This window comes from Enterobacter sp. BWH52, from assembly GCF_001037565.1.
Taxonomy (GTDB): Bacteria; Pseudomonadota; Gammaproteobacteria; order Enterobacterales; family Enterobacteriaceae; genus Enterobacter; species Enterobacter hormaechei_C.
The window spans coordinates 1734209-1749498 of the sequence record NZ_KQ089854.1 but is presented as its reverse complement, the minus strand read 5'-3'; the positions used below and the strand labels follow the sequence as shown (position 1 = coordinate 1749498).

Here is a 15290-nt window from a genome sequence, read left to right as displayed (position 1 = left end):
GAGATCCCATGAAGCAACGCGCCCTGTTACTGGTCGATTTGCAAAATGATTTCTGTGCGGGTGGTGCGCTGGCCGTCGCGGAAGGCGACAGCACCGTAGACGTCGCGAATTCGCTGATTGCGTGGTGTAAAGCTCGTGGTGAAGCGGTGTTGGCGAGTCAGGACTGGCATCCGGCAAACCACGGCAGCTTTGCCAGCCAGCACAACGTTGAGCCTTACAGCCAGGGCGAACTGGACGGGCTGGCGCAAACCTTCTGGCCCGATCACTGCGTGCAGCAGACGGAAGGCGCTGAGCTGCATCCGCTGCTGAACCAGAAGGCCATCGACGCGGTGTTCCACAAAGGTGAAAACCCAATCATCGACAGCTACAGCGCGTTCTTTGATAACGGTCACCGCCAGAAGACGGCGCTGGACGCGTGGTCACGCCACCATGAGATCACCGAGCTGATTGTGCTGGGCCTGGCGACGGATTACTGCGTGAAGTTCACCGTGCTGGATGCGCTGCAGTTGGGCTATACCGTGAATGTCATCACCGACGGCTGTCGCGGAGTGAATATTCAGCCGCATGACAGCGCTCAGGCGTTTATGGATATGGCCGCAGAAGGCGCAACGCTGTATACGCTGGCTGACTGGATGGAGACGCAGGCGTAAGCTTTTTAGCCGGGTGACGGCTTAGCCTTACCCGGCCTACTTTCTCTGGTTTTGTAGACCGGATAAGCGTCAGCGCCACCCGGCATTTCTTCCCCAATCCCCATAAAGTGAACTCCCTCGCATCACAAGCGAAACGGCGATGCTATTCTCTTCAGGCTGTTTTTTCGCCACGCCTTTTCTGTGGCGTGGTTATTTTTATTCAGTCAAAGAGGAAATTATATGAAACGTTTGCCCTTGCTGGCAGCATTACCCTTGCTTTGCGCGTCACTGGCTTCCGCTGCGCCCCTGATGTCCGTGGGTTACTTCAATGGCGGTGGCGATGTTACCGCCGGACCGGGTGGCGATATTAATAAACTCGACGTCCGCCAGATCACCCACCTCAACTACTCGTTTGGTCTGGTCTATAACAACGAGAAAGACGAAACCAACGCCGCGCTGAAAGATCCGGCAAAACTGCATCAAATCTGGTTATCACCCAAGGTGGCATCCGATCTGGCGTTACTTCCTCAGCTTCGTAAACAAAACCCGAACCTGAAAGTCCTGCTTTCCGTTGGCGGCTGGGGCGCGCGAGGATTTTCTGGCGCAGCGGCAACCAAAGAGAGTCGCGCGGTGTTTATTCGCTCCGCGCAGGAGATCGTCAGTCAATACGGCCTGGACGGGATCGACCTGGACTGGGAATATCCGGTCAACGGCGCGTGGGGACTTGTCGAAAGCACCCCTGCCGACCGGGATAATTTCACCGCGCTGTTAAAAGAGATGCGTGACGCGTTTGGTAAGAAAAAGCTGGTCACGATTGCGGTGGGCGCGAATGCGGAAAGTCCGAAAAGCTGGGTGGATGTGAAAGCCATTGCCCCCTTGCTTGATTACATCAACCTGATGACCTACGACATGGCGTACGGTACTCAGTATTTTAACGCGAATCTGTATGACTCCAGCGACTGGCCAACGGTAACTGCCGCAGACAAATACAGCGTCGATTTTGTGGTGAATAACTATCTGGCCGCCGGGCTGAAGCCGCAGCAGATGAACCTCGGAATTGGTTTCTATGGGCGCGTGCCGAAACGTGCCGTAGAGCCAGGGATCGACTGGAGCAAACCAGACGCACAAAACAATCCGGTGACGCAGCCCTACTTCGGGCCGCAGGAACTGGGCCTGTTCAAATCGCTTGGCTATGATCTGACCAAAGATACCTATGTGAAATACAACGATATCGTCCGCAAGCTGCTGAACGATCCGCAGAAACGCTTTACCGAGCACTGGGACGAACAGGCGAAGGTGCCGTGGCTGTCGGTGAAATCCGCCGACGGGAAGGCGCTGTTTGCGATTTCCTATGAGAACCCGCGCTCCGTGGCGATCAAAGCGGATTACATCAAGGAGAAAGGTCTGGCCGGCGCCATGTTCTGGGAGTATGGGGCTGACGACGAAAACCAGCTCGCGAAACAGCTGGCGGAGTCGCTTGGGATCCCGCATCAGTAGTAAGACAATCAAGCCCTCTCCCTTTGGGAGAGGGTTGGGTGAGGGCATAAACCCGCACCGTTATTGCATTTTCATCGTCGCAATCGGCTTCGGCGTGATGCCGAAGTCTTCTTTTAACTCGCGCTTGCTTTTCATCACCATCTGACCGTTAGTGTCGATGGTCATGTGCTGGGCGTCGGTATTGTGACGCGCCTGCCACAGCATCACCAGCTGCAAGCTGTTCTCTTTTTGCTCAGGTGTGAGCGCCACACCGTCCGGCCATTTTCCCAGCTCAACGGCCGTCACCAGACGCTGATAAACCTCCGGGGTCATACCTGCAATCATGTCATCAATATTCATGATCTCTCCCTTTCAAAGGAATAATTTGCTGAATCGTTTTTTCAACCCTTGGTCTGGTCGCCGTTTTCATCATCGGTAAAGCTCATGGAAGCCGAATTTACGCAGAAACGCTCCCCCGTCGGCTGCGGGCCATCCGGGAAGACATGCCCGAGATGGGCGTCGCAATTCCCGCAACGAATTTCGGTGCGCACCATGCCGTGCGAGGTGTCCGTCAGGTAGCGGATCGCATCATCGCTGACAGGCTCGTAAAAACTCGGCCAGCCGCAGCCAGAATCGTACTTCGTCTGGGAGTTAAACAGCGGTGCATCACACACCAGGCAGTGGTAGACGCCTTCCCGTTTATTGTGCAGCAAACGCCCGGAAAACGGCGGTTCTGTGCCGTGATTTTGCGTCACGTAAAACTGCATCTCTGTAAGGTTTTTTTTCAAATCGTCGGGGTTACGTTGGTTCGACATATGCTTACATCTCGCTGTTGAAACAGACATCTTTTAACCCAGATTCTAACAAAACATTAACACCCGCGCGTGCACTTTTGTTCTAAACTTATGTGTCGCGAAAAGGCGGTCAGGCAATTGTGATCAATTTCACATTTTAATCCTGCGAGGCCTTTAAAATTCCGGGCGCAGCCCCCATGTGGTTGCTAGCTCAAAGGGAAAGTGAGGCGAGTCAGTCGCACAAACGTTAGTCACAGGATTGATTTGTCGCAATGATTGACACGATTCCGCTTGACGCTGCGTAAGGTTTTTGTAATTTTACAGGCAACCTTTTATTCACTAACAAATAGCTGGTGGAATATATGACTATCAAAGTAGGTATCAACGGTTTTGGCCGTATCGGCCGTATTGTTTTCCGTGCTGCTCAGAAACGTTCTGACATCGAAATCGTTGGTATCAACGATCTCCTGGACGCTGAATACATGGCGTACATGCTGAAGTACGACTCAACTCACGGTCGTTTCGACGGCACCGTTGAAGTGAAAGACGGCCACCTGGTTGTTAACGGCAAAACCATCCGCGTTACTGCTGAGAAAGACCCAGCTAACCTGAAATGGAACGAAATCGGTGTTGACGTTGTAGCTGAAGCTACCGGTATCTTCCTGACCGACGAAACTGCACGTAAACACATCACTGCGGGTGCGAAGAAAGTTGTTCTGACTGGTCCTTCCAAAGACAACACCCCAATGTTCGTTCGCGGTGCAAACTTTGAAACTTACGCTGGCCAGGACATCGTTTCCAACGCATCCTGCACCACCAACTGCCTGGCACCGCTGGCTAAAGTTATCAACGACAACTTCGGCATCATCGAAGGTCTGATGACTACCGTTCACGCAACCACCGCTACTCAGAAAACCGTTGATGGCCCGTCTCACAAAGACTGGCGCGGCGGCCGTGGCGCGGCTCAGAACATCATCCCATCTTCTACCGGTGCTGCTAAAGCAGTAGGTAAAGTACTGCCAGAACTGAATGGCAAACTGACTGGTATGGCGTTCCGCGTTCCAACTCCTAACGTATCCGTTGTTGACCTGACCGTTCGTCTGGAAAAAGCTGCTTCTTATGAAGAAATTAAGAAAGCAATCAAAGCTGCTTCCGAAGGCCCAATGAAAGGCGTTCTGGGTTACACCGAAGACGACGTTGTATCTACCGATTTCAACGGCGAAGTGTGCACTTCCGTGTTCGATGCTAAAGCAGGTATCGCACTGAACGACAACTTCGTGAAACTGGTTTCCTGGTACGACAACGAAACTGGCTACTCTAACAAAGTACTGGACCTGATCGCTCACATCTCCAAATAAGTTGAGATGAGTGCTTGATCCTAAAAGGCGACTTCGGTCGCCTTTTTTATTGTTTTTAGACAGAGGATTGCTTAATGATTAATAAAATTTTTGCACTTCCGGTAGTCGAACAACTTACCCCTGTGCTCTCCCGCCGTCAGATTGACGGTGCCGATATCATCGTCGTTGATCATCCGCGCGTTAAAGCCTCCGTCGCGCTCAATGGCGCCCACCTGCTCTCCTGGAAACCAGAAGGTGAAGAAGAAGGCCTGTGGCTGAGCGAGGCCACCTCGTTCAAAAGAGGGGCGGCGATCCGCGGCGGCGTACCGATTTGCTGGCCATGGTTTGGCCCGTCAGCGCAGCAGGGATTACCGTCTCACGGTTTCGCCCGTAACCAGCAGTGGACGCTGAAAGCCCACAACGAAGATGAAAACGGCGCGGTGTTGACCTTTGAGCTCCAGGCGAATGATGAAACGCGCGCCCTGTGGCCACATGAATTCACCCTGTATGCCCGCTTCAAGCTGGGTAAAACCTGCGAGATTGAACTGGAAGCGCACGGCGAATTCGAAACAACGTCCGCCCTGCACACCTATTTCAACGTAGGCGACATTCAGGCCGTTAAGGTGAGCGGACTTGGCGATACCTTTATCGACAAAGTGGATAACGCGAAAGAAGGCAAGCTGGACGACGGCGTGCAGACTTTCCCGGATCGTACCGACCGCGTATACCTGCACCCGGAAGCCTGTAGCGTCATCCACGACAGCGCGCTGAACCGCGGTATTGATGTGGTTCATCACCACCACAGCAACGTAGTGGGCTGGAACCCGGGCCCTGCCCTTTCCGTCAGCATGGCGGATATCCCGGATGACGGTTACAAAACCTTCGTCTGCGTGGAAACCGCGTGCGTGACCGCGCCGCAGAAAACCAGCGAAGAAAAACCGTCCCGCTTAGGCCAGACGATCAAGATTGTGAAGCGCTAATATTGTTCAGGCATCATAAAAAACAAACGGGGCGCAAGCGCCCCGTTTTAATGCATTACGTTCTGGTCAGAACTTGTAGGTCACACCTACAGAGAAGATGCCAGACCAGGACTTGTCGACCATCGGGCTGTCTTTCACTTCATCGCTCAGACGAATGTAACGGCCAGTACCGTACACATTCCAGTCACCGAGGAAGTTATACGATGCGGTGAGTTCCAGGTACGGGTCCCAGCCATCATCCGCGCTGTAGCTATTCAAACCACTGCGGCGAGACTCCGCTTTAGACACGCCATAGTAGTAGTCGTTGTAATTTTCGCTGCTGTACTGCACACCGATACCCGGCGTCAGCGTCACTGCGCCGTTGGTATAGCGGTAAAGCCACGCCAGATCCCAGATGAAGCCGTTGCTGTTGTCCAGGGTATCGCCCGCCAGCGCAGTGCGCAGGAAGCCATACTCGGTATTATGGACGTAAGAAAGCCCCGCCATCAGTGAGCTTCTGCGTTTGTCCAGTTGACGAAGCGCATTGCTGTCGCTGTCGCCTGGTTTAAAGTGCGTTGGGTCGTAATAGGCCATGATGGAGAGCTTATCGGCCGTATCGTTCCACAGATAGTAGCCGCCGCCCAACCCACGGAACCAGAAGTTATCGCCTTCATAGGTGACAACGGGGACAGGATAAACGTCGCGGTCATACTGCTTGTACGGGCTGTTAATCACGCCAGCACCCGCGCCAACAGTCCACTGGCTCTCAGCCTGTACGGTGCTCGCTGCGGTAGCGGCAAGGATGCCCAATGCCAGAAGTTTGAGTTTGGTCACAATCCATTCTTTCCTGTAGTCAAATAATCAGCGGGTGAAGTGTAACCGCCATTCCCGTACATCCCAAAATTTTTTGCGCACTAATCCGTTTGATTAACCCGTTATTTTTCATTTTTCAGATGACATCCCGCTTTCATTTATGTGACCGATAAATGAAAAACCCGCTTTTCGCTTATAACCGCAGTGGAAATTTTTGGATGAGTTATTGATATGTCATTGAAAGTAGATTTTATCCGTATGCAAGTTTTGCAATTGCCATCTACGCTTTAATTTAAGAAGAGGTTTTGCTGAACACCCTGCGGTTCATAGCCTTCGACCTGGCACACAGGTTGCTGCTCTGGCAGTGAGGTGCGAAAAATTCTCTTCCGGGAGCCTCCACTACTCATACGAACGGCTCTTATCCTGTGCTAAAAAACGAAAGGACGGCATGCCATGAATATATTCGATCACTATCGCCAGCGCTACGAAGCTGCCAAGGACGAAGAGTTCACACTGCAGGAGTTTCTTACCATTTGTCGGCAAGATCGCAGTGCCTATGCCAATGCGGCAGAACGGCTATTGATGGCTATTGGTGAGCCAAACATGGTTGATACTGCCCTGGAGCCACGGCTTTCCCGTCTCTTTTCGAATCGGGTGGTCGCCCGATACCCGGCGTTTGAAGAGTTCTATGGCATGGAAGATGCCATTGAGCAGATCGTCTCCTACCTGAAGCATGCCGCTCAGGGGCTGGAAGAGAAGAAGCAGATCCTTTACCTGCTGGGTCCTGTCGGTGGGGGTAAATCCTCCCTGGCTGAACGGCTGAAAGCGCTGATGCAGCGCGTGCCGATCTATGTGCTGAGCGCCAACGGCGAGCGCAGCCCGGTCAATGACCATCCGCTGTGCCTGTTTAATCCGCAAGAGGATGCGCAAATTCTGGAAAAAGAGTTTGGCATTCCGCATCGCTATCTCGGTACGATCATGTCGCCGTGGGCGGCAAAACGTCTGCACGAGTTTGGCGGGGACATCACCAAATTCCGCGTCGTGAAAGTGTGGCCGTCTATCCTCGAGCAGATCGCCATTGCCAAAACAGAACCCGGTGACGAGAACAACCAGGATATCTCGGCGCTGGTGGGTAAAGTCGATATCCGTAAGCTGGAGCATCACGCGCAAAACGACCCGGATGCCTACGGCTATTCCGGTGCGCTGTGCCGTGCCAACCAGGGGATTATGGAATTCGTCGAGATGTTTAAAGCACCGATCAAAGTGCTGCATCCGCTGCTGACCGCCACCCAGGAGGGGAACTACAACGGGACGGAAGGTATTTCCGCCCTGCCGTTTAACGGGATTATCCTTGCCCACTCTAACGAATCTGAATGGGTGACCTTCCGTAACAACAAAAACAATGAGGCGTTCCTTGACCGTGTGTACATCGTCAAAGTGCCTTATTGCCTGCGGATCTCCGAGGAGATCAAGATTTACGAAAAACTGCTCAACCACAGTGAGCTGGTCCATGCCCCTTGCGCACCGGGAACGCTGGAAACGCTGTCGCGCTTCTCGATCCTGTCGCGCCTGAAAGAGCCGGAAAACTCCAGCATCTACTCAAAAATGCGCGTGTATGACGGCGAAAGCCTGAAGGATACCGACCCGAAAGCGAAATCGTACCAGGAATACCGCGATTACGCCGGGGTCGACGAAGGGATGAACGGTCTGTCGACGCGTTTCGCGTTTAAGATCCTCTCCCGCGTCTTTAACTTCGACCACGCGGAGGTGGCCGCCAACCCGGTACATCTGTTCTACGTGCTGGAACAGCAAATTGAACGTGAACAGTTCCCACAGGAGCAGGCTGAACGCTACCTGGAGTTCCTGAAAGGCTACCTGATCCCGAAATACGCCGAGTTCATTGGCAAAGAGATCCAGACCGCCTATCTGGAATCCTATTCCGAATACGGCCAGAACATCTTCGACCGGTACGTCACTTACGCTGACTTCTGGATCCAGGATCAGGAGTATCGCGACCCGGATACCGGCCAGCTGTTTGACCGTGAATCCCTGAACGCGGAACTTGAAAAAATCGAGAAACCAGCCGGGATCAGCAACCCGAAAGACTTCCGAAACGAGATTGTGAACTTCGTGCTGCGCGCCAGAGCGCATAACAACGGCCGCAATCCGAACTGGACCAGCTACGAAAAACTGCGCACCGTTATAGAGAAGAAAATGTTCTCTAACACGGAAGAGCTGTTGCCGGTTATCTCGTTCAACGCCAAAACCTCAACCGACGAGCAGAAAAAGCACGACGATTTTGTCGACCGTATGATGGAAAAAGGCTATACGCGCAAACAGGTCCGCCTGCTTTGTGAATGGTATCTGCGCGTGCGTAAATCGTCTTAAAACAAGTGCCCGGTAACGCGCTTACCGGGCCAACAAAATGTCCGGCACTTACGGACGCTGCAAGTTGGCAAATGCAGTACGGGGGATATATGACCTGGTTTATTGACCGGCGTCTTAACGGCAAAAACAAGAGCACGGTGAATCGCCAGCGCTTCTTGCGCCGTTATAAAGCGCAAATTAAACAGTCGATCTCCGAGGCCATCAACAAACGCTCGGTGACCGACGTCGACAGCGGCGAATCCGTCTCCATCCCCAACGATGACATCAGCGAACCGATGTTTCATCAGGGGCGTGGCGGCCTTCGCCATCGTGTACACCCAGGTAATGACCACTTCGTCCAGAATGACAGAATCGAGCGTCCCCAAGGCGGAGGCGGCGGTTCTGGCAGCGGTCAGGGGCAAGCCAGCCAGGACGGAGAAGGCCAGGATGAGTTTGTCTTCCAGATTTCAAAAGACGAATATCTCGATCTGCTGTTTGAGGATCTGGCCCTGCCGAATCTGAGAAAGAATCAGCACCGTCAACTCAACGAATACAAAACCCATCGTGCGGGCTATACCGCAAATGGGGTGCCCGCCAACATCAGCGTGGTGCGTTCACTGCAAAACTCGCTGGCGCGACGCACGGCGATGACGGCAGGCAAACGGCGCGAACTGCGCGAGCTGGAAACCAGCCTGAAAGTAGTGGAAAACACGGAACCGGCGCAACTGCTGGAAGAGGAGCGCCTGCGAAAAGAGATTGCCGAACTGCGGGCGAAGATCGACCGGGTGCCGTTTATCGACACGTTCGACCTGCGCTACAAGAACTACGAAAAACGCCCTGAGCCTTCCAGCCAGGCGGTGATGTTCTGCCTGATGGACGTGTCAGGTTCAATGGATCAGGCCACCAAGGATATGGCTAAGCGTTTTTATATTCTGCTCTATCTGTTCCTGAGCAGAACGTATAAGAACGTGGAGGTGGTCTACATCCGCCATCACACTCAGGCGAAAGAGGTGGATGAACATGAGTTCTTCTACTCGCAGGAGACCGGTGGCACCATCGTGTCGAGCGCCCTGAAGCTGATGGATGAGGTAGTGAAGGAGCGCTACGATCCGGCGCAGTGGAACATCTACGCCGCGCAGGCATCGGATGGCGATAACTGGGCGGATGACTCGCCGCTGTGTCATGAAATTCTGGCGAAGAAGATCCTGCCGGTGGTGCGTTACTACAGCTACATTGAAATTACCCGTCGCGCCCACCAGACGCTATGGCGTGAGTATGAGCATCTGCAAGCGATGTTTGATAACTTTGCGATGCAGCACATTCGTGACCAGGATGACATCTATCCGGTCTTCCGGGAACTGTTCCAGAAGCAGAGTTCTACAACCTCCAATTAAATTTTATTAATCAGCCAGTTAACTATGTTTTTCTGGCTGATTTTATTGCAATTTAATCCTTAAATTTCACTATATTTTTCATTCGTTTAGCTTTTATTTTGGGGAATGCGATTTTGAAGAAGTGATTATACAAAACATCCTTTGAGCTTTAGGATGGCCATCATGGGATGGAGGTAAAATCCTATCGTGCCGACCAAAACTACATCAAACAAACCAGCCGCTTATGGCTGGTTTTTTGCCTTCAATGACGTAGGGTGAAAATCTACCAACATTGCAGGGCAATCATCATCTAATGCTCGGTTGATGAAAAACGTCACTCTGCCCAATACTTCTACCTCTTCCAGAGCGGTTCCCTCTATTGCCTCGCCATCATCCGTAATAAGTGACTTACCCATCAGTTTTGCAAACTGAGTGTGACCGTCGCACAGAAATAACAATACCTCTCCAGGCTTTTTTCGTGGCTGGCTCAATGACTGCAAACCCAACATCTGTTTCTAGAACCCTGCTTTCGGCCCCTATGTTGCACAGAACGGATGGAGAAAGTCGGCGTTCGACGTAACCCATAGTTGGTGAAGGAAAGCCTACCAGTGAACCCTCCCCATGCTGCGTAAGATCCAGTAACGATTGTCGCTACTGTCTATCGTCTTGTCAGCGAAACCTGGCTGGTTGCGCTCTATTCATGAATTTGCATCGAGCCTTAGTAAAGTGCCAGTTAATGCCTCGCAGCTTCCGTATGAAGCCATCTGTTTTCATGTAACGATAACTTTTTTGGGTTAGTTTTTGACTTCCACAACTGTAAACCCTCAAACGCATTTCAGTACACTAAGATACTTCTGCTTGTAAAGCATTGGACCAGACGTTGACATTCTCAATTATGAGATTCTTGCTTCAACGGAAGTTAAATTAACCTTCCTCCACAAGCAGAAACGACATGCCCTGCCGCTTAAACTTCATCATATACTACCTTATCACTGAAAACACCTTACAAGGGTTTACTCTCCCGGCGAATAACTTCACCACCCAGCCATTCTTGTTTGTATATCAATTGCCTGACAAATTCGTATCTCATACTCAGAGTGTTATCGTTCTTGTCAGATACAGAATCCATAAAGTTCACAACCTCAACAAGTGCGTGATTTTTACAAATTGCCGTGGTTGCTTTATGGATATTATCGAGTCTTATCCTTGCTGCCTTTGATTTTACTCTGTCAATTTTACCTTTGGTTTTAAGCCAATTTTTGCTGTGTTTCTTTCTTCTGGTCAGTATTTTATTAAGACGGATTAACTTTTTCTTTTCTTCCGCTTGGTAAGTGTTATCACCGCCGACCCCAGATGACAGATGAACGCTACCCACATTATTAAGTACAATTGTAGATTTGATATCAGAGGGGTGTATTGGATCAGGTACTGTTTGCTCTGTATTAAAACTGATGTACCACTTTCCCTGATTCAGGGAAATAGTTGCGTTTTTTAAATCACCAATGATTTCACGACTCTTGCGATACTTTACCCAGCCGACTTTAGGAAGAGATACCAGTTTTTTTTCTTGATCTACTCTAACCCTTTGGCATGGTATACGGAAAGAATCATGCCGACCTTTCTTTTTAAACTTTGGATATTGTGATTTGCCGGTGAAAAAGTTTCTGAATGCTCTGTCTAAATCTCTTAACGATTGCTGTAGACACTGAGAAGGAGCTTCTTTCAACCAAGAAAGGCTCTCTTCATTCTTCCATTCCACCAATTCAGAAGCCAGCTGATTGTAGCCTATGATTTTTTTACCCGAACGGTAATTTTCGTTAAGAAGAGCAAGGCCTTTGTTGTAAACAAAACGACAGGAACCAGCAAAGGCCAAAAAGTCAGATAACTGACCTTTGTTAGGTTCAAGCAAAAATTTGAATGCCTGTTTTTTAATCACAACTGGACCTGTGTAAACGGAGCGAAATTGATGAAATGCTACATCATTTTGCGAGCTTTGATTAAAGGATTTGACTACTTTTAACGACCTTATTCAGCCAATAAAAAAGCCCCACATATATGGGGCTTTGACACTTAATATGAAATTAGCCTTGCAGCAGAGACAGAACCTGCTGAGGAACCTGGTTAGCTTTGGACAGCACGGAGTTACCAGCCTGCTGAATGATCTGCGCTTTGGACATATTCGACACTTCAGTCGCATAGTCGGCATCCTGAATACGGGACTGCGCTTCAGACAGGTTAGTGGTGGTGTTATTAAGGTTAGTTACTGCTGAGTTTAACTGATTCTGGACAGCACCTAAAGATGAACGGAACTTATCTACCATAGCGATTGCATCATCAAGCGCAGCCAATGGTTTGGCATTATCTGCAACGGCTTTGACTGTATTGGTTGGATCAGAAAGGTCCTTACCGCTCAGCTCAGACGCCTTATAAGTTTTACCGTCAGAGGTAACCAGTTCAGTTTTACCATCGGATCCACCAAGAGTGATAGCAGCACCAGTTACAGTTGCACCTGAAGCATCGGTGTAGTTAATAGTTTTAGCATCTGCAACAGCTGCTGGATTGGTACCATCATAGTCTGTCGCATAGATTTCTCCTTTTGCGTTTTGCAAACCGTAACCAGCGCTAGTTACGTTACCTTCTGCATCTGTGGAGGAAAGTTTTACTAATTTAAGATCCGTGGTATCAACACCTGCGGTAGCAAGAGTCGCTTTTGCAGCAGTAACATCAGCAGCAGGGCCAGGGGTTGTAACAGTAGTCGCTGTCTGAACTTTTGCAGTACCGTTATTGGCCCCGAGATCTTTTGAGCCAACAGGTGTAGGTGTTACAGCACCCAGCGAAGCGGTACCATCTGGATTGACATTAATCTTATAGCTAGTGTTTTCGCCCGGAGTGTTAGAGTTAGTTACACTTGCATAGTAAGATCCATCAGTCTCATCAAGGAAAATATTGCCAAGAGTTGCACCAGTATCTAATGAAGTAAGATCTACGGTACCGATAGCAGTAGCACTGTCAGCATAAGTTGTAGTAGAGGTTGCAGCGCCGGTGACAGCCGTTGTGGAAATTGTCGCTTTTGATGAAACATCAAAACCAGTCAACCCTAATGTTGCCGAGTCGATTTTCTTCAAATCAATGGTGATAGTTTGGCCATCATTCGCACCAACTTGGATATTCATTTTGCCATCTTTAGCCAGCACATTAACACCGTTAAACTGTGTCTGGTTAGATACGCGATCAATTTCTGACAGACGGGATTTGATTTCGTCCTGAATTGAAGACAGATCAGAAGCAGAGTTCGTGCCGGTAGATGCCTGTACAGTCAATTCTCGTACACGCTGCAAATTGTTGTTAATTTCTGACAGCGCGCCTTCTGTAGTCTGTGCTACAGAAATACCATCGTTAGCATTACGAGCAGCCTGAGTCAGACCTTTGATGTTAGAGGTGAAGCGGTTAGCAATAGCCTGGCCAGCTGCATCATCTTTTGCGCTGTTAATGCGTAGACCAGATGACAAGCGCTCGATAGAAGAAGACAGAGCTGACTGGTTCTTATTGATGTTGTTCTGAGTGATCAGCGAGAGGCTGTTGGTATTGATGACTTGTGCCATGATAGTAATTCCTATTTGATTGAACTTAAATTAAGTTTACGGCTTCCACCATTTGGCTCCTGCGCCGCTATGTTCACTATCGGCAAAGTACTCGGGACCTTTAGAAGAAAAAGTGAAAAACCGTCCCCATCTGCTTTCAGGCACCAAACGAAAGATAGTTGTTTACTTTTAATACAATGTGATAAGTTCGTTTTAACGCCCCCACATCCACCATGATAAAGCCAAATAAATCAATAGGTTGAGCATCGTAAATAATCTATCTCGTTTGACAAACTGGCTCCCTCTTCTATACCTCTAATCTCTTCATTTCTCAGCACTCAACAAGCCAGCATAAACCCATGCTCCGATGGTAAGACCTATCCAAGGCATAAATGCTTAGCTATCTCATCGGATGCCACCTTAGTTTATCTGTCTTTTTTAGTAGGTGTGTGTAAGATGTTTTTACATTACAGTTATTGTCTGTCTAATACATGATCCGGAGATTGGTTCAGTGAATGTTTCCGCCCGTTTTGTTATAATCTTAAATCTTACATGCGCTGCTTTATTATTTACTCTCCTCCATGCTCGGTTTGATTTATTCTAATCAGGGTCTCATTTTACTTACTTGAAACTCCTCCTAAAATTAATGTAAGTTCATACCTTACATCTAATATAGTAGTAAATCGACAATCAGCAGGGAGAATAGAGTCTTGCTAAAGGACGTGATCATAGACCATCGCCCTAACCTTCCATAAACATTTAGGTATGTAGCGTATGAACTCCCGTCCAACTACTTTCCACCGATTACTCTCAGAGCACTTTTCATGGTGATATTTTTCCCTATTATGTATTTGGATGCTTGTTTTAAGGCATTATTCATTGCTATTACAGTCACAGGCCTAGCTAAGGCTTTGACTCGATTTGATCTACTCTGGAAAACATAAATATCAGAAGGATTGCAATCCTTTCTGTGCGCAAATAATTTAGAAAGCATTAAATTTAATCTAATTGTTCGTGGCTCAAACCTAGGTGTTCCAGCCAAGTGCAGCATGTCACCTTCTATATCGGAATATCTAATAGTAATAACCCTGCGGCACTCAGCACGCAGATAAAATAATGTTAACCATAGATCTGCCCATGTTGATGAGATCTTAGATAGTCCAAAATGAATAGCCCTGAACTCTTCAGGAGTAATAGAATCTGTTTTTGCCATGAATGCCGCCAATGCTCAACCCAACCGCTTACCAATATCTCAACAACTTTATTACATTCCTTCAATACTTTATTACGAAAATTTGATTTAATGTTTAAAATTTTTTCCTCTGCCACTACCGCGCCGGAAATTTCTTATACAAGGTGCACACCGCAACGTCGTAAATAATCGCCACCTGCTTTCTGTCCACTCCGTTTGCGATCAGCCTGCCAGCCTGCGCCCATTGCTCAGGGGTTAACTTCGGCCGTCTGCCGCCTATGCGTCCTTTCTCCCGGGCTGCCGCCAGTCCTGCCCGGGTGCGTTCCACGATTAACTCCCTCTCCATCTCGGCCAGGGCTGACATGATGTGGAATATGAAACGCCCCATTGGGCTGGAGGTGTCTATGCTGTCCGTAAGACTTTTGAAGTGGATGCCGCGCTGCCGGAGTTCGTCTACCAGCAGTACTAGGTTCCGCATGCTTCGCCCGAGGCGATCCAGCTTCCACACTACCAGCGTATCGCCCTCATTCAGCGTTCGCAGAAGCTTTTTAAGCGCTGGCCGGTTCGCTACCGTCCCGCTCATTTTTTCCTCAAAAACCTGTTCACATCCTGCTCGTTCGAGAGCTTGTCGCTGAAGATCTGTGTTTTGGTCATTTGTTGACACCCTAACGTAGCCAATTTGCATATTTTTCACCCAATATTTTCTGCAAAAAAATCAGGTGAAGTTATCGGCATGGCTGCCGCAGGGCAATCTATAAAACGTCGGTTT

Annotated in this window: 13 protein-coding genes and 1 pseudogene; 6 read left to right on the top strand and 8 right to left on the bottom strand. The window is 49.5% G+C overall.

The genetic code is table 11. The features are described from left to right. The first annotated feature begins 8 nt into the window (after positions 1-8). Both pncA and SK47_RS08290 read left to right on the top strand, forming a co-directional pair. Positions 9-650, top strand: a complete 642-nt coding sequence (gene pncA, locus SK47_RS08295) for a bifunctional nicotinamidase/pyrazinamidase (protein ID WP_048243873.1) — start codon at positions 9-11, stop codon at positions 648-650. A gap of 219 nt (positions 651-869) precedes the next feature. After that, the gene (locus tag SK47_RS08290) at positions 870-2126 is read left to right on the top strand and encodes a chitinase ChiD (protein ID WP_045330566.1); all 1257 of its coding nucleotides are present in this window, start codon (positions 870-872) and stop codon (positions 2124-2126) included. Positions 2127-2186: 60 nt separating this feature from the next. Here SK47_RS08290 and SK47_RS08285 read toward each other — a convergent pair whose 3' ends face one another. Beyond that, positions 2187-2465, bottom strand: coding sequence for a YeaC family protein (locus tag SK47_RS08285; protein WP_003857863.1), 279 nt, complete (start codon positions 2463-2465; stop codon positions 2187-2189). A 41-nt stretch (positions 2466-2506) separates the two neighbouring features. Continuing rightward, complete coding sequence (gene msrB / locus SK47_RS08280) at positions 2507-2920, bottom strand: peptide-methionine (R)-S-oxide reductase MsrB (protein ID WP_003857865.1); 414 nt, start codon at positions 2918-2920, stop codon at positions 2507-2509. A gap of 341 nt (positions 2921-3261) precedes the next feature. Here msrB and gapA point away from each other — a divergent pair, with 341 nt between their 5' ends. Then, the gene (gene gapA / locus SK47_RS08275) at positions 3262-4257 is read left to right on the top strand and encodes a glyceraldehyde-3-phosphate dehydrogenase (RefSeq protein ID WP_006809136.1); all 996 of its coding nucleotides are present in this window, start codon (positions 3262-3264) and stop codon (positions 4255-4257) included. Positions 4258-4331: 74 nt separating this feature from the next. Beyond that, positions 4332-5216, top strand: a complete 885-nt coding sequence (locus SK47_RS08270) for a D-hexose-6-phosphate mutarotase (protein ID WP_023324474.1) — start codon at positions 4332-4334, stop codon at positions 5214-5216. A gap of 66 nt (positions 5217-5282) precedes the next feature. On the opposite strand, the gene SK47_RS08265 is transcribed toward SK47_RS08270, so the two are convergent. Then, complete coding sequence (locus SK47_RS08265; protein ID WP_022650867.1) at positions 5283-6029, bottom strand: MipA/OmpV family protein; 747 nt, start codon at positions 6027-6029, stop codon at positions 5283-5285. A gap of 432 nt (positions 6030-6461) precedes the next feature. On the opposite strand from SK47_RS08265, the gene yeaG reads away from it, so the two are divergent. After that, positions 6462-8396 (top strand): protein kinase YeaG, encoded by a 1935-nt coding sequence (gene yeaG / locus SK47_RS08260; protein ID WP_006809140.1) that lies wholly within the window; start codon positions 6462-6464, stop codon positions 8394-8396. 89 nt (positions 8397-8485) lie between these two features. Further along, positions 8486-9769, top strand: a complete 1284-nt coding sequence (locus SK47_RS08255; RefSeq protein WP_023299884.1) for a YeaH/YhbH family protein — start codon at positions 8486-8488, stop codon at positions 9767-9769. 221 nt (positions 9770-9990) lie between these two features. Here SK47_RS08255 and SK47_RS08250 read toward each other — a convergent pair. The 5 genes and pseudogenes from SK47_RS08250 to SK47_RS08235 all read right to left on the bottom strand — a co-directional run bounded on the left by SK47_RS08250 (position 9991) and on the right by SK47_RS08235 (position 15206). Beyond that, positions 9991-10333 (bottom strand): annotated as a pseudogene (locus SK47_RS08250) (hypothetical protein). A gap of 418 nt (positions 10334-10751) precedes the next feature. Further along, positions 10752-11684 (bottom strand): RNA-guided endonuclease InsQ/TnpB family protein, encoded by a 933-nt coding sequence (locus tag SK47_RS08245; RefSeq protein ID WP_048243871.1) that lies wholly within the window; start codon positions 11682-11684, stop codon positions 10752-10754. A gap of 145 nt (positions 11685-11829) precedes the next feature. Further along, complete coding sequence (locus SK47_RS08240; RefSeq protein WP_048243869.1) at positions 11830-13350, bottom strand: flagellin N-terminal helical domain-containing protein; 1521 nt, start codon at positions 13348-13350, stop codon at positions 11830-11832. A 769-nt stretch (positions 13351-14119) separates the two neighbouring features. Beyond that, entirely contained in the window at positions 14120-14542 is a 423-nt protein-coding gene (locus SK47_RS23875) for a hypothetical protein (protein ID WP_075262086.1), read from the bottom strand. A gap of 115 nt (positions 14543-14657) precedes the next feature. Beyond that, positions 14658-15206, bottom strand: coding sequence for a recombinase family protein (locus SK47_RS08235; RefSeq protein WP_045142480.1), 549 nt, complete (start codon positions 15204-15206; stop codon positions 14658-14660). Positions 15207-15290: the final 84 nt, after the last annotated feature.

Bases quoted from the DNA above. Each gene is read 5' to 3' on its own strand.
- SK47_RS08240 (WP_048243869.1), bottom strand. From the start codon at position 13,350: ATGGCACAAGTCATCAATACCAACAGCCTCTCGCTGATCACTCAGAAC.
- SK47_RS08290 (WP_045330566.1), top strand. From the start codon at position 870: ATGAAACGTTTGCCCTTGCTGGCAGCATTACCCTTGCTTTGCGCGTCA.
- SK47_RS23875 (WP_075262086.1), bottom strand. From the start codon at position 14,542: ATGGCAAAAACAGATTCTATTACTCCTGAAGAGTTCAGGGCTATTCAT.
- gapA (WP_006809136.1), top strand. From the start codon at position 3,262: ATGACTATCAAAGTAGGTATCAACGGTTTTGGCCGTATCGGCCGTATT.
- SK47_RS08285 (WP_003857863.1), bottom strand. From the start codon at position 2,465: ATGAATATTGATGACATGATTGCAGGTATGACCCCGGAGGTTTATCAG.
- pncA (WP_048243873.1), top strand. From the start codon at position 9: ATGAAGCAACGCGCCCTGTTACTGGTCGATTTGCAAAATGATTTCTGT.
- yeaG (WP_006809140.1), top strand. From the start codon at position 6,462: ATGAATATATTCGATCACTATCGCCAGCGCTACGAAGCTGCCAAGGAC.
- SK47_RS08255 (WP_023299884.1), top strand. From the start codon at position 8,486: ATGACCTGGTTTATTGACCGGCGTCTTAACGGCAAAAACAAGAGCACG.
- SK47_RS08270 (WP_023324474.1), top strand. From the start codon at position 4,332: ATGATTAATAAAATTTTTGCACTTCCGGTAGTCGAACAACTTACCCCT.
- msrB (WP_003857865.1), bottom strand. From the start codon at position 2,920: ATGTCGAACCAACGTAACCCCGACGATTTGAAAAAAAACCTTACAGAG.
- SK47_RS08235 (WP_045142480.1), bottom strand. From the start codon at position 15,206: ATGCAAATTGGCTACGTTAGGGTGTCAACAAATGACCAAAACACAGAT.